Source organism: Streptomyces sp. NPDC002125, assembly GCF_053593715.1.
In genome coordinates this window covers 35,945-49,961 of sequence record NZ_JBSFDD010000002.1, presented here as the reverse complement: position 1 = coordinate 49,961, position 14,017 = coordinate 35,945, and the positions used below count along the sequence as shown (strand labels likewise).

The following is a 14,017-nucleotide window of genomic DNA, read 5'->3' as shown; positions in this document are numbered from 1 at the left end:
ATGACCACAGCGACAGCGGGGGGCGCGGGAAGCGCGCCCCCCGCCGACAAGCGTCCAGGGACGAAGGCGGGCACGCGCACGCGCCGCAGTGTGACCGGCACCCGGCGAGCCGTCGCGGCGGCGTTCCTGCTGCCCGCGCTGGTGCTGCTCGGCGCCCTCGTCGTCTATCCGATCGTGTACTCCGTCTACCGCTCTTTCCTCGACCAGGCGGGCACGGGCTTCGCGGGTCTCGACAACTACAAGGCGCTGTTCACGGACGACACGATCCGTACGGCGGTGAAGAACAACGCGATCTGGGTGGTGTTCGCGCCGACGGTCGCCACCGTGCTCGGCCTGATCTTCGCGGTGCTGACCGAACGCATCCGGTGGGGTACGGCGTTCAAGCTGATCGTCTTCATGCCGATGGCGATCTCGATGCTGGCCGCCGGCATCATCTTCCGGCTGGTGTACGAGCAGGCGCCGGAACGCGGCGTCGCCAACGCCGTGGCGGTGGGCGTGCACGACACGTTCGCCCAATCGTCGGGCTTCCCCAAGGCGCATCCGCTGCCGGTCCATCCGCTGAAGGCGGGCGGCGGCGGCTCCTTCGTCACCAAGGAGACCGTGCGGGCCGGTGAACCGGTGAGCCTGCCGCTGGTCGGCGTGGTCCCGGCGAAGATGCCGGGCGACGCGGAACCCGCGAAGGTGCCCGCCGCCTCCGGTGACGGGATCACCGGGACGGCCTGGCTCGACTTCACCAAGGGCGGCGGCGGCAAGCCGAACGTCGTCGATCCGAAGGAGCTCGGCCTCAAGGGCATCACCGTCGAGGCGGTCAAGGACGGCAAGGTCGTCGCCTCGGCGACGGCGGGCGCGAACGGGGTGTTCACCCTGCCCGCCTCGGCTGACGGCGCCCAGCTGCGGCTTCCGGCGGACAACTTCCGGGAGCCGTACAACGGGGTCGACTGGCTCGGCCCGTCCCTCGTGACACCCGGGATCATCGGCAGCTACGTCTGGATGTGGGCCGGCTTCGCGATGGTGCTGATCGCCGCCGGTCTCGCGGGCCTGCCGCGCGAACTGCTCGAAGCGGCCAGGGTCGACGGCGCGAACGAGTGGCAGGTCTTCCGCCGGATCACGGTGCCGATGCTGGCACCCGTGCTCGCGGTGGTGCTGGTCACGCTGATGATCAACGTACTGAAGATCTTCGACCTGGTCTTCATCATCGCGCCGGGCTCCTCGCAGGACGACGCCAACGTCCTGGCGCTCCAGCTCTACCGGTCCTCGTTCGGCACGGACGCGGATCTCGGGGTCGGCAGCGCCATCGCCGTGCTCCTGCTGCTGCTGGTGATCCCGGTGATGCTGTTCAACATCCGCCGGATGCGGAAGGAGGGGCGGCGATGACGACGACGACCGGAGTCACCGAGGCCGAGAAGGCTCCGCGGGCCGAGCCCGTCACCAAGGCCGGGCCGTCGCTCGGGGCGCGGCTGGCCGCACGGGCCGGTGGCGGGGCCATGCGGGTCTTCCTCGTCCTGGTGGGCCTGTTCTGGCTGATGCCGACCATCGGCCTGCTGCTCTCCTCGCTGCGCGGGCCGGAGGACATCGCGGCGACCGGCTGGTGGAAGGTCTTCACCGCCCCGTCCGAGCTGACCTTCGACAACTACCAGCGCCTGCTGGACAATTCGACGATCACCGACTCCCTCTTCAGCACGGTGATGATCACCGTCCCGGCCACCTTCCTGGTGGTCGTGATCGGCTCGCTCGCCGGATACGCCTTCGCCTGGATGGAGTTCCCCGGCCGCGACTGGTGGTTCCTGGTCGTGGTGGGGCTGCTGGTGGTGCCCGTGCAGGTCGCCCTGATCCCGGTCTCCGAGCTCTTCGGGACCATCGGGATCTTCGAGACGACCTTCGGCGTGATCATGTTCCACACGGCGTTCGGTCTGCCGTTCGCCATCTTCCTGCTGCGGAACTTCTTCGCCGAGATCCCGCGCGAGCTGCTGGAGGCCGCCCGGCTGGACGGCGCGGGCGAGATACGGCTGTTCACCCGGGTCGTGATGCCGCTCGGAGGCCCCGCGATCGCCTCGCTCGGGATCTTCCAGTTCCTCTGGGTGTGGAACGACATGCTGGTCGCCCTGATCTTCGCGGACTCGGAGTCCCCGCCGATCACGGTGGCGCTCCAGCAGCAGGTCCGCCAGTTCGGCAACAACATCGACGTACTGGCGCCGGGCGCCTTCGTGTCCATGGTGATCCCGCTGGCCGTCTTCTTCGCCTTCCAGCGGCAGTTCGTCTCCGGGGTGATGGCGGGCGCCGTCAAGTAGGCGAGACGGCACAGCACATACGTTCGTCAACACCAGGGCGGCCCGTTCACTCCCGATCGGGCCGCCCTACCTCGTATTTCCCCCGAATGCCACATCCGGCGTAACCAAGTCACTCCATCGGCCGTTTGCGGGCCACCTGCCCGCCCGCGAGCGACCCCTGGATGTGTTGTGCCCCGGTTCAGTGTCATCGTGCCCGCGTACCGGGTCCAGGCGTATCTGCACGCGTGTCTCGACTCCGTGCTGAACCAGTCGTACAAGGACTACGAGATCATCGTGGTCGACGACTGCTCACCGGACGCCTGCGGCCCGATCGCCGACGAGTACGCCGTCCGCGACCCCCGGGTCCGGGTCGTCCACCTGCCCGTCAACTCCGGTCTGGGGCCCGCGAGGAACGCCGGTGTGGCCGGGGCCACCGGAGACTATCTGCTCTTCCTCGACGGCGACGACACCTTCGCCCCCGAGGCGCTCCAGGCGATCGCCGACCGCCTGGAGGCCACCGGCGGCCCCGACGTCCTGGTCTACGACTACGCACGTACGTACTGGTCGGGCGAGAGCGTCCGCAACATCTTCGCCGAGCACCTCTCCGAGACCGGCCCCGCCTCCTTCCGGCTGGCCGAGCGCCCCGAGCTGCTCAAGGTCCTGATGGTCGTCTGGAACAAGGCCTACCGCCGCGAGTTCATCGAGTCCGAGGGCTTCACCTTCCCGCCCGGCTACTACGAGGACACCCCCTGGACCTATCCGGTGCTGATGGCCGCCGGATCGATCGCCGTCCTGGACACGGTCTGCGTCGGGTACCGCCAGCGGCGCAGGGGCAACATCCTCTCCACCACCACCCACCGCCACTTCGACGTCTTCGACCAGTACGACCGGGTCTTCGCCTTCATCGACTCGCGTCCCGAACTCGCCGTCTGGCGCCCGGTGATGTTCCGCCGGATGCTCGACCACTTCTCGACCCTCTTCACCTCACGGGGGCGGCTGCCACGCGGCACCCGCGCCGCGTTCTTCCGGCGGGCCCGCGCCCACTGCCGGCTCTACCGCACCCCCGGCGCCCCCGTGCCCCGCCGCACCCGCCTGCGCCACGCCCTGTTCCGGCTCGGCGCCCACCGGACCTACCGCGCCCTGTGGGGCGCGCAGCGGCTGCGCGGCCGGCTCGGGCGCGCGGCGTCGGCCACGCGCCGGGCGGTGCGCGGGGCGGCCCTCCAGCTGCACTACCGCGTCCAGCTCAGGCTGCCCGTGAGGCCCGGGGACGCGGTCTTCGCCGCCTACTGGCACCGCGGCTACACCTGTAGCCCCGCGGCCCTGGAGGAGGCCGCCAGGCGCCTCGTGCCGGGACTGCGCACCTTCTGGATCTGCCGCCCCGAGGACGCCCGTACGGTGCCGGCCGCGACCCGGGTGCTGCACCCCGGGACCGCCGCGTACTGGACGGCGCTGGCGCGCTCCAAGTACCTCGTGAACAACGTCAACTTCGACCGCAGACTCGTGAAGAGACGCGGGCAGGTGCTGCTCCAGACGCACCACGGGACGCCCCTGAAGACCATGGGCACCGACCTCGTGCACCGCCCGGCCGCGGCCGGCTCGATGGACTTCGAGCAGCTGCTGGACAACGTCGACAAGTGGGACTTCTCCCTCTCCGCCAACCAGCACTCGACCCTCGTATGGGAACGCACCTACCCCTCCGGCTATACCACGCTGGAGTACGGCAGCCCGCGCAACGACGTCTTCCACCGCACCGGCCCCGAGGAGACCGCCCGGCTCCGCGCGCTGCTGGGCATCCCGGCCGGCAGCACCGCCGTGCTGTACGCCCCGACCCACCGCGACTACCGGCGCGCCCAGCGGCACTCCCTGGACCTGGACCAGCTGGTCCGGGTCCTGGGCCCGCACTTCGTGATCCTGGCCCGCGCCCACTACCTGGACGAGACGGCCCGCGCGACCGCGGGGCACACCTCGCATCCGCGCATCATCGACGTCAGCGCGCACCCCTCCGTCGAGGAACTCTGCCTCGCGTCGGACGGCCTGATCACGGACTACTCCTCGCTGATGTTCGACTACGTCAATCTGGACCGGCCGGTCGTCCTGCACCTGGAGGACGCGCAGGCGTACGAGGCGGCGCGCGGAACGTACTTCGACCCGGCGGCGTTCCCGCCCGGCGCGGTGGCCCGTGACCAGGAGGAGCTGCACGAGATCTTCGCCACCGACCACTGGCGCGGGCCACGGTCCGCGCAGCGCAGGGCGGCGTTCAGGGCGCGCTTCTGCCCGTACGACGACGGGCACGCGTCGGAGCGGGTGGTGCGCCGGGTCTTCCTGGGCGACACCTCGGGACTGCCGCTGCCGGCACCGCTCACGGGCCGGGGGCCAACGGGGGTGCCCCGGCAGGTGCCGGTGCGGGAGTACACCAACGGATGAGGCGGGCCCGACGGGCGCCGGGCACCCCGGGGGCTCTCCCGGGGGACCCCGGGGCCCGTCCCGGCAGGCAGCTCTCATCCCAGCGGCCCCGGAGACCCCTTCAGCGGCCCCCGGGGCCCGCTGCCGGCGGCCCCGGAGCCCTTCTCAGCGCTCCAGGAGCGCGAACAGCTCCTCCCAGCGGCGCATGATCTCCGCCTCGTCGAACCGCTGGACGTTGGTCCGCGCCCGGTCCCCCATCGCGTCCCGCATCCGTGGGTTGCCGGTGAGCCGGAGCAGCCGGTCGGCGAGCGCCCCGATGTCGCCCGCCGGCGCCAGGAGCCCGTCCTCGCCGTCGCGCACGATCTCGCGTACGCCCGGCGCGCAGTCGAACGCCGCGCACGGCACCCCGCTCGCCATCGCCTCCAGCAGCGCCAGCGGGAAGCCCTCGCCCCGTGAGGACTGGACGAAGACGGACGAGGCCGCCAGCGCTCCGGGCACATCGTCGGTGCGCCCCCGCCAGCCGACCGATCCGTCCAGGCCGAGCGCGGTGCACCGCGCCCTGAGCTCCGCCTCGTCCTCTCCCGTCCCGTACACGTCCAGCCGCCAGTCGGGGCGCTGCGGAGCCACCAGCGCCCAGGTGTCCAGGAGCATGTCGATGCCCTTCTGGTCGGTGAGCCTGCCGATGCTGGCGACCGACTTCTCGCTGCGCGGGGAGGGCAGTTCCGGCAGCGAGGCCAGCGCGTTGGGCATGAAGCCGACGTTGTTCATCCCGTCGCCCGCCCAGATGTCGGCGTCCTCCTCCGTCAGGACGAGCCAGCGGTCCAGCGGCGGGTAGTGGGTCCTGATCCAGCGGTAGCGGTGGCTCGCCCGGGAGTAGTCGTAGGACTCGTGGCTCATCCCGATCACCCGCAGCCCGGTGGTGTCCGCCTCGCCGACCCACTCCATCGCCCAGACCTGGCTGACGATCACCACCCCGCCGGGCCGGGCGGTCCGGAAGATCTCCGAGAGCCGCTCGACGGCCCGCCGCTTCTCCGCCGCGCGGGCCGCCTCCCTCCGCCGCTCGGCGATCCGGAAGCGGTCCCGCAGACCCTTGGGCGCCCAGGGGGTCACGGGATGCGCCGGGTGGAGCGCGGTGACGGGACAGACCGGCGGTTCGGGCAGGGCCATCTTCCGCTCGGCGGCGTACACGCCGATGATGTGGACCCGGTGGCCGGCCTCCGTGAACAGCTGGGCGGTCCGGTGCGTCCAGCCGGTCACACCGCCGAGTTCGTCGGCGCTGTTGGCGACGAGGAAGACATCGCGGCTGCGGCTCATCGGCGGGCCTCCCCGGTGCGGGCGGTACGGGACGGGACGAGGTGCCGGGTGAACACGGCGTCGACCACCGCGCGGGCGGCGTCGCCCCGGTCGAAGGCACCGAACTCCTCCGCGAAGGCGGCGCGTTCCTCGTGGAAGCCGGTGTCCGCGGTCTTCAGCCGGGCCAGCGCCCCGAACAGTTCCTCCTCGGTCGCCGTCACCGGCCCCGGCGCCTTCTCCCTGAGGTCGAAGTAGCTGCCGCGCTCGGCGGCGTACGCGTCGAGGTCGGGGGCGAACAGGACGATCGGGCGGTCCAGGAGCGCGTAGTCGAACATGATCGACGAGTAGTCCGTGACCAGCACGTCGGCGAGCGCCAGCAGTTCGCTGACGTCATGGTGCCCCGACACGTCCACCACCGTCCCCGGCGGGCAGACCGGCAGGCTCGCCGCCTCCAGGTAGTGCGCCCGCACCAGCAGCGTGTACGTGTCGCCGAAGCGTTCCGCGAAACGCGCCGCGTCCAGCAGAAGCCGCTGCCGCTTGCGCTTGCCGGGACCGCCCCGGAAGGTCGGCGCGTACAGCACGACCTTGCGGTGGTCGGGCAGACCGAGCTCGGCCGCGAGCGGCGGACGGGGAAGCCGCCCCTCGGCCTCGTCCCGGGCACGCGCCGCGACGAGGGCGTCGTTGCGCGGGTATCCGGTGCGCAGCAGCGTCTTCTCGGGCAGCCGGTAGGCGCGGGCCAGGGTGCTCACATCGTGCTCCGAGCGGACGAGGAAGTGGTCGAAGCGGTGCACGGCCCGCTGGAGGCGCTCACGCTGCGGAGCGTTCTGCATCCGCACCCGGGTCTCGTCGAAGCCCATGCGCTTGTACGCCGAACCGTGCCAGGTCTGGAGGTACGTCGTACCGGACGGCTTGTCGAGGTTCTGCGGGAAGCCCTGGTTGTCGACCCAGTACTCCGCCCTGGCCAGGGCCCACAGATAGCGCCAGGACCAGCGGCGCACCAGCCTGGCGCCGGACGGGAAGCCCTCCGGGGACTCGGCGTACGACCAGATGCCGCGCAGCGGCAGACCCCGGGCGCGCACCTCCTCGTAGACGGCCCGGGGGCTGTCGCCGTAACAGGTGCCCATGTGGCTCTCGAAGACCACGGAGCCCTTGCGCACGGGCAGCCGGAGCAGCCAGGAGCGGTACACGGAGACCTTGAGGCCCCGGGCGTGCAGCCGGTCCCGGCGCTTGCGCAGGGACCGCAGCAGCAGCCTGGCCCGGCGCGCGGGGCGGAAGTGGGTGGCGTAGTGGACCAGGCGCCGCGCGGTGCGGGCGGGCCGGCGCCGGGCCTCCAGACGGAGCGCCAGATGGTCCCGGAGGGTGATGTAGGGCTGCCAGGTGTCCCCGGTCAGCGTCCCCAGCCTGGGCCGGGCCGGAGAGCGGTCCGCGGGGCCGACGAGATCGTGGGCGGCGAAGAGGTCGCTGACCGAGCGGGTCCGGCCGTCCTCCACCACCATCCGGGCGTCCCACACGGTGTCGCGGGGCCCGAAGGCGCGCAGCAGCCGGGTGAGATCCAGGCGCGCGGACCAGCTGATCCCCGTGGCGTCGGGGCGCAGCGTCTCCACGGGGGCGCGGAAGGTGCTGGAGCCGTCCCGGACCCGGAACTCCAGCCGGGCCGTGAGGGTGCCCGCCGGGTCGGGTCCGGTGTGCGAGGGCAGGACGATCCGGCCCCCGAGCAGGACCCGGCCACCCTCGGCCTCGTAGCGGGTGAGCCTGTTCATCAGCTTCAGCTCGCCGAACCCGCGGTACTGATGGCCGAGTCCGGTGACGTCCAGCAGCGGGTCGGGGCCGCCCGGCCAGTACACCCGCCCGTCGTCGCCCACGGTCAGCGGCGCGGTCACGGTGCCTCGCCTGCGCAGGGCGTACGCCGCCGCCAGCACCCCGTCCGCGTCGCCCCCCGCCAGCAGCCGGACGCCGACACGCTCGACGGGCGGCAGGCCGGACAGGGCCCCCTCGTCCACGCAGTCGGGCAGCACCCGCGCGGCGGTCGCGGCGATCCGGCCGCGCTCGGCGGCCGGCAGCTGCGGCCAGCCGCGCACCAGCGGCACGAGGCGGTCCACCAGGAAGGCGCGGTCCCGCTCCTCCCGCAGCTCGGCCAGCCCCTGCGCCACCAGCACATGGCAGACCCTCCGGTGCGCCTCCACGAGCCCGGCCAGGTCCCGGCCCGCGTCGGGCGCGGCACGGCCGTTGACGATCCGGCGGCGTACGAGCGCGATCCGGCCGACGACGGCCGCCGCCAGCGGACCGAGGAGGACCGCGCTGTGCGTGAGGTCCTCCTCGTAACGCAGCCCGTGCCGTTCCAGCGCCTCGCGCCGCAGGCAGAAGCCGGTCACCAGGGCGTCGTGCACCGCCAGTTCGGGGGCGTCGGTGAAGCGGGCGACGGTCCGGGAGCGGTGGAACAGCGTGTGCTGCCAGGAAGGTTCCCGCTCCTTCGCACCGTCCCCGGTGAGGCGGCTCCATCGCCCGGCGACCAGGTCGGCACCGGTGCGCGTGCCGGCCTCCCAGAGATTGCGGGCCGCGTGCGGATGGAGGCGCTCGCCGACGCCGAGCACCAGGACGTAGGTGCCCCGCGCCGCGTCCAGACCCGCGTTGCGCAGGGCGGCGACGGACGTGGCGCCGCCGTCGAGGACACGCACCCGGTCCGGGGCGCGCCCGGCCAGCGACTCGGCGGCCCTCCGCAGCTCCGCCGGTGCGCCGGAGTCCAGCACGACCAGGGCCTCGACGGCGCGCATGCTCTGGTCGAGGACGGACTCCACGGACGCCCGCAGCTCCTCCTGGCCGCCCTCCGCGGCGGTGATCACACAGCTGAGACCGGGCGCGCTCATGCCTGGGCCCCCTTCAGCATCCGGTCCACGACCCGGGCCGCCGCCGTCCCGTCGTCGAGGTCGCAGAAGGTCTCACGGAAGCGCGCGTACGCCTCGCGGTGCCCGGCCGTCGCGGCGTCCGGGTCGCGCAGGGCCTCGACGATCCCGGCCGAATCGGTGATCAGCGGGCCGGGCGCCCGGTTCTCGAAGTCGAAGCAGAAGCCGCGCAGGGTGTCGCGGTAGTGCTCCAGGTCGTACGTGTGGAAGAGCATCGGCCGGCCCGTCTGCGCGAAGTCGAACATCAGGGACGAGTAGTCCGTGACGAGCGCGTCGCTGATCAGCATCAGCTCGGCGACGTCGGGCCAGCGCGACACGTCCCGGACGAAGTCGCTCGAAGGGATGCTCCCGCCGACCAGGTAGTGGCGGCGCACCAGCAGCACATGGCCCTCGCCGAGCGCCTCCCGGGCGTGCTTCAGGTCCAGTTGGAGGTCCAGCCCGTACAGCCCGCTCCGCTTGGGCCGGTCCTCGCGCCAGGTGGGGGCGTACAGCACGACCCGCCTGCCGTCGGGCACGCCGAGCGACTGCCGGACGGCGGAGGCGACCTTCGCCCGGTCGGGGGCGTACAGCAGGTCGTTGCGCGGGTAGCCGCACTCCAGCACCTCGCCGGTGTAGCCGAAGGCGCGGCGCAGGACCGGCGTGGAGAAGCTGTTCGGTGAGACGAGCACGCTCCACTGGGCGGCGCGGCGGGGCATCGACTCCATGTACGCGGTGTCGGCGAAGGCGGTGCCCGCCAGATCCCGGCCGATGCGCTTGAGCGGGGTGCCGTGCCAGGTCTGGACGACGAACTGGCCCTCCGCCCGCTCGAACCACTCCGGCAGCTGGGTGTTGGTGACGATCCACCGGCTGCGGGCCAGCGCCTCGTGCCACTCGGCGCTGTGCAGGGCCACGGCGCGCACCCCGGCGGGCACGGCCGCCTGCTGGTCCCGCACCACCCAGAGGTGCTCGACGCCGGTCTCCCGGCGGGCCAGTTCCTCCTGGACGGCGCGGGGCGAGTCGGAGAACTGCCGCCCGTCGAAGCTGGAGTACAGCACGGTGTCGCGCAGCTCCCGGCCGCGCGCGCCCGCGTACCCGGCGCGCAGCCGGCGCTGTCCGTACGCTCCCCGGTCGGGCAGCGGCAGGGCGCTGCCCGACTCCAGGCAGAGCCGGTCGTGGAAGCGCCGCTCCAGGGTGAAGCGGCGCCCACCCGACTCACCGTGCAGCGGCAGCCCCGCGTGGAGCTGGGGCACCAGCCGCAGCGGCAGATAGCGCTCCGGGTCGGTCTCGCCCGGCTCCCGGAGGAAGGGGTACCAGCGGCCCTCGGCCAGCGGCAGCGTGCCGCCGGGGCCCTCGACGGCACCTGGGGAGAGCTCCGCGCGGAAGGTGTCCCCGGAGCGCTCCACCGCGAGGGCGGTCTCCTCCCCGTGGCCGCTGTGACGCAGGACCAGCTCGGCCGGGCGGTCCCGCCACGCGGGGAAGGTCCCCTCCAGGAACAGGCCCGCCCCGTCCGTCCAGGCCACGCGCGTGAGGACGGGGCACACGGCCCGGTCGGTGAGCACCAGGTCGCCCGAGGGATTGGCGGCGGCGTACACCTCGCGGCCGTCCGCCAGCGGGTAGCGCCCGGCCTCGGTCTCCGGGCGGGCGGCGACCGTCAGCCTGCGCGCCCCGCCGACGAGCTGGACGCCCCAGTCGGCGTCGGCGCCCCCGAACACTTCCAGCGGGACGTCGGCGTGGACGCTGCGCCCGTCCATGCTCCCGTCCGGGACCAGGGGGAACTCCCTGGTCTCCTTCGTACGCCACTCCTGGAGCCGCAGCGCCTTCGGCGTCTCAGCACCCAGCAGCCGGACCGCGATCCTGATCCCGTCCCCGGCCTCCGTGGGGCCGTGCCCGGCCAGCACCGCGTCGATCCGCTCGGCGCGCAGCTCCAGCTTGTTCCCGGAGAGCAGGGGGACGACCCGGGTGCGCGCGTCGACGTAACGCACGGCGGGGGCGGCCGGATTGCCGAGCAGCCGCATGGGTCCCCGGCGCGGGCGGCCCGCCCCGAACACGACGGATTCGAGCTTCCAGAGGGTCCTCGCTCCGGGCGCGGTGTTCCGGGCGGCGAGCCGGCGCGGGTCGACGACGGTCTCGAAGCCGGACCGCTCGTAGCGGTGCAGCGAGCGGCCCGAGCGGGCCGCCGCCTCGTCCGTCACGGTCCGCCGCAGCCTGAGCGGGACCAGCCGGCGGCCCGACCTCAGCCAGCCCGTCCCGGCCGACCGGCCCGGGGCGTTGCGGACGTAGGCGTACCCCTTGAGGTGCAGCAGCCCGTCCCGCCACACCGCCTCGGTGAGGTGCGCGTGCACGGGGAGGTCACCGGCGGACAGCGCGGTGGCCGCGGGCGGGAGCGGGGCCACGATGCCCGGGTACTGCGCCCGTGGCCGCAGCGTCCCCCGGACGTGGAAGGTGTCGCGGTCGGTGGACTCGTGGGCCAGGAGGGCGAGCAGCTCCGCCGTCCTGCGCTCCCGGATGAGCTGCCACTTGACCCGCAGATGCAGGGGCAGCCCGTCGAGGACGGCCGGGTCGACCGTGTCGGCGAAGGCGTTGGCATGGGTGAGGAAGGCCTCGTGGAAGCTCTCGTCGCCCTCCGGGAGCGCCTCGATGAACAGCCACAGGTCACCGGAGAGGGCGTGTTCGTCGTACCGCCGCTTCGCCTCGCCCATGCCGCGGTCCGCGAGGAAGCGGCTGACGGTGGAGACCGCCGTGACCCGGTCGCGGATGCCCTTGGCCACCGCGCGCCTGGTCGTGATCGAGCCGTCGCGGTCCCGCCAGTGGTAGACCGGGGCCTCGACGACGTCGACGCTCCTGGCCAGGAAGTGGGCGGGCAGGACGACGGCGATGTCCTCGTACAGCACGCCCGTCGGGAAGGCGAAGGCGTGCTCGTCCCAGAAGGACCTGCGGAACACCTTGTTGCACGCGATACGGTCGCCGAGCAGGACCCAGTCGCGGGTGATGTGCGTACCCCTGCGCGGCTTCTCCATCGGCCTGCGGAACATCGGGGACTGTTCGAGCACACCGCCGGCCCGGAGCCTGAGCACATTGCCGGTCGCGAAGTCCGAGCCGGAGGCGTCCAGTTCGCCCAGCATCCGGGCGAAGGCCGTCTGCGGCACGACGTCGTCGCTGTCGACGAACGCCAGGAACTCCGCGTCCGGGTGGGCCTGCCCCGCGCCCGCGTTGCGCGCGGCGCCGAGCCCGGCGTTCTCCTGCCGGATCAGGCGGAAGCGCGGATCGCTCCGGGAGAACTCCAGGGCCACGTCGGCGCTGTTGTCCGTCGATCCGTCGTCGACCATGACGACTTCCAGGTCGTCCATGGTCTGCCCGGCGAGCGAGTCCAGGCAGGCTCCTAGGTACTCCTCGACGTTGTAGAGCGGGACGACGACGGTGAGACGGGGTGCCATGGCTCTGCGCACGATCCTTCCGGACGGACTGACGGACTTCCTCTATGTGGAACGAGCCCCGTGCCGGGGAGGCACGGGGCTCAGCAACGGGGGCCGTCCGCTCAGGGCTTGACGGCGATCCGGCCCTCGTCCATGCGCAGCAGCAGGAGCCGCTCGCCGGTCTCCTCCAGGAACTCGTCCACGGCCTGGCGGGACCCCTGCCAGTAGCCGTAGTCGTCGATCAGGAGGACCCCGCCGCTCACCAGACGGCTGTAGAGGTGCTGGAGTTCGTGCTTCGTCGAGGCGTACCAGTCGGTGTCCAGCCGGAGGACGGAGATCTGCTCCGGCGCCTGCCCGGGGACGGTGTCCTCGACCTTGCCCCGCACGTAGTGCACGCGCTCCTTCGGGTACGGCACCTGCTCGAAGCCGGCCTGTACGTCCTCCAGGGAGGCCACGGCCCAGATCGGCCGGTCCTTGGCCTGGGCGTCCAGCAGCTCCTGGGCCGGCCTGCCGTCCCGCCTCAGGTCCTCGGCGGTGGGCGGGGTCATGCCCTCGTAGGTGTCGAAGAGGTAGAGGTCGCGGCCCGTCTCACCGAGCGACAGCAGCGTCCTGGCGCAGGCCTGCATGGAACCGCCGCGCCATACACCGCACTCGACGATGTCCCCGGGGATGCCGTGCTTGACGACGTGCCGGGTCGCGAGGACGAAGGCGTTGAGCCGCTCCGGGGAGGTCATCGTGTACGGCTTGACCGCGCGGATGATGTCCTTCGCCTCGTCGTCGTAGTCCGCGGGGAACTGCGGCGGCTTCTTCGCCACGGTCTTCCGGGCGGGCGGCTTTGCTACCGCCGCCGGGGCGGGGCGGGGAGCGGGCAGGGTCGCGCGCCTGAGCTGGTATCCGGTGAGTTGCTGAAGGACGCCGTTGACGGCGTTGCGCCAAGCCATGGGGCGGGACAGTACGCGCGTTATGCGGCTCATGTCATCTTTCGTCAACCTGTCGTTGATGTGACCGCACGGGTGTCCGGCCGACCGCACCGCTCCCTGCCGTCCAGCGGACGCGGCAGCGGGACCCGGTCCACTCCCCCGACCCGGTTGGCCCACCAGACGGCCGTCTCGCGCACCGCGAACATGGTGAGCCGGGGATAGTTCACCGGCCTGCGGAAGACACCGACGGAGTCGCCCCAGTAGGCGGCCTTGGCGTCGATGGACCGGTAGTCGTGCCAGATGCCCTTCGTGGGCGGGAAGTCCGTGTACGCCTCGCGGAGTTCGAGGCCCGAGTGCGCGGCCATCGCCCGGAACCCGTCGGGGTAGTAGCGCCAGCAGTCCTGCGCGTCGTGGGCGTGGCCGCGCGAGGGCGCGGTGATGAAGGCGTGGCCGCCGGGCTTGAGCACCCGGGCGATCTCCATCATCGACACCCAGAAGAAGGGGATGTGCTCGAACGCCTGCCCGGACAGCACCACATCGGCGCTCCGGGACTTCGCGGGGATGCGGTAGGGGCGCTTCATGACGGCGTCGACGTTGGGGCCGTCCTGGACGTCCACCCCGAAGTAGTCGATGTCGTGGCCGGCCAGCAGACCCCGGTGGGTACGGGTCTGTTTGCCCGAGATCCGTGAACCGAGGTCCACCACACGGTGCCTGCGGGACGTGGGCAGATACTCCTCGATGCAGAGCCGCATCTGCTCGTAGGCGGACCGGTGCATGACGTCTCCCAACGTTGCCGTGTGCGCGCGCTGTTGAGGACAACGACGGCGGGATGCGGAGGGAGC

The 14,017-nt window shown here is 72.4% G+C and carries 8 protein-coding genes; 3 read left to right on the top strand and 5 right to left on the bottom strand.

The window, feature by feature from the left end; all coding sequences use genetic code 11:
- The 3 genes from ACWCQM_RS03325 to ACWCQM_RS03315 all read left to right on the top strand — a co-directional run bounded on the left by ACWCQM_RS03325 (window position 1) and on the right by ACWCQM_RS03315 (window position 4,691).
- On the top strand, window positions 1–1,374 hold the full coding sequence (locus tag ACWCQM_RS03325) for a carbohydrate ABC transporter permease (protein ID WP_450913669.1): 1,374 nt from the start codon (window positions 1–3) through the stop codon (window positions 1,372–1,374).
- Window positions 1,371–2,288 carry a carbohydrate ABC transporter permease gene (locus ACWCQM_RS03320; RefSeq protein ID WP_450913668.1) on the top strand — a complete coding sequence of 306 codons (918 nt, stop codon included), beginning with the start codon at window positions 1,371–1,373 and terminating at the stop codon, window positions 2,286–2,288. Before ACWCQM_RS03325 ends, ACWCQM_RS03320 begins: the two co-directional genes overlap by 4 nt.
- A gap of 168 nt (window positions 2,289–2,456) precedes the next feature.
- Entirely contained in the window at window positions 2,457–4,691 is a 2,235-nt protein-coding gene (locus ACWCQM_RS03315; RefSeq protein ID WP_450913667.1) for a bifunctional glycosyltransferase/CDP-glycerol:glycerophosphate glycerophosphotransferase, read from the top strand.
- A gap of 144 nt (window positions 4,692–4,835) precedes the next feature.
- Here the strand turns inward: ACWCQM_RS03315 and ACWCQM_RS03310 are convergent, their stop codons facing one another.
- The 5 genes from ACWCQM_RS03310 to ACWCQM_RS03290 form a co-directional block, all read right to left on the bottom strand.
- Window positions 4,836–5,984 (bottom strand): glycosyltransferase, encoded by a 1,149-nt coding sequence (locus ACWCQM_RS03310; RefSeq protein WP_450913666.1) that lies wholly within the window; start codon window positions 5,982–5,984, stop codon window positions 4,836–4,838.
- Window positions 5,981–8,827 carry a bifunctional glycosyltransferase/CDP-glycerol:glycerophosphate glycerophosphotransferase gene (locus ACWCQM_RS03305; RefSeq protein WP_450913665.1) on the bottom strand — a complete coding sequence of 949 codons (2,847 nt, stop codon included), beginning with the start codon at window positions 8,825–8,827 and terminating at the stop codon, window positions 5,981–5,983. Before ACWCQM_RS03305 ends, ACWCQM_RS03310 begins: the two co-directional genes overlap by 4 nt.
- Window positions 8,824–12,276, bottom strand: coding sequence for a bifunctional glycosyltransferase/CDP-glycerol:glycerophosphate glycerophosphotransferase (locus tag ACWCQM_RS03300; RefSeq protein ID WP_450913664.1), 3,453 nt, complete (start codon window positions 12,274–12,276; stop codon window positions 8,824–8,826). The genes ACWCQM_RS03305 and ACWCQM_RS03300 overlap by 4 nt, the downstream gene beginning before the upstream one ends.
- 101 nt (window positions 12,277–12,377) lie before the next feature.
- Entirely contained in the window at window positions 12,378–13,229 is an 852-nt protein-coding gene (locus tag ACWCQM_RS03295; RefSeq protein WP_450913663.1) for a TylF/MycF/NovP-related O-methyltransferase, read from the bottom strand.
- Window positions 13,230–13,240: 11 nt separating this feature from the next.
- Complete coding sequence (locus ACWCQM_RS03290) at window positions 13,241–13,951, bottom strand: methyltransferase domain-containing protein (protein WP_450913662.1); 711 nt, start codon at window positions 13,949–13,951, stop codon at window positions 13,241–13,243.
- Between the last annotated feature and the right edge of the window lie 66 nt (window positions 13,952–14,017).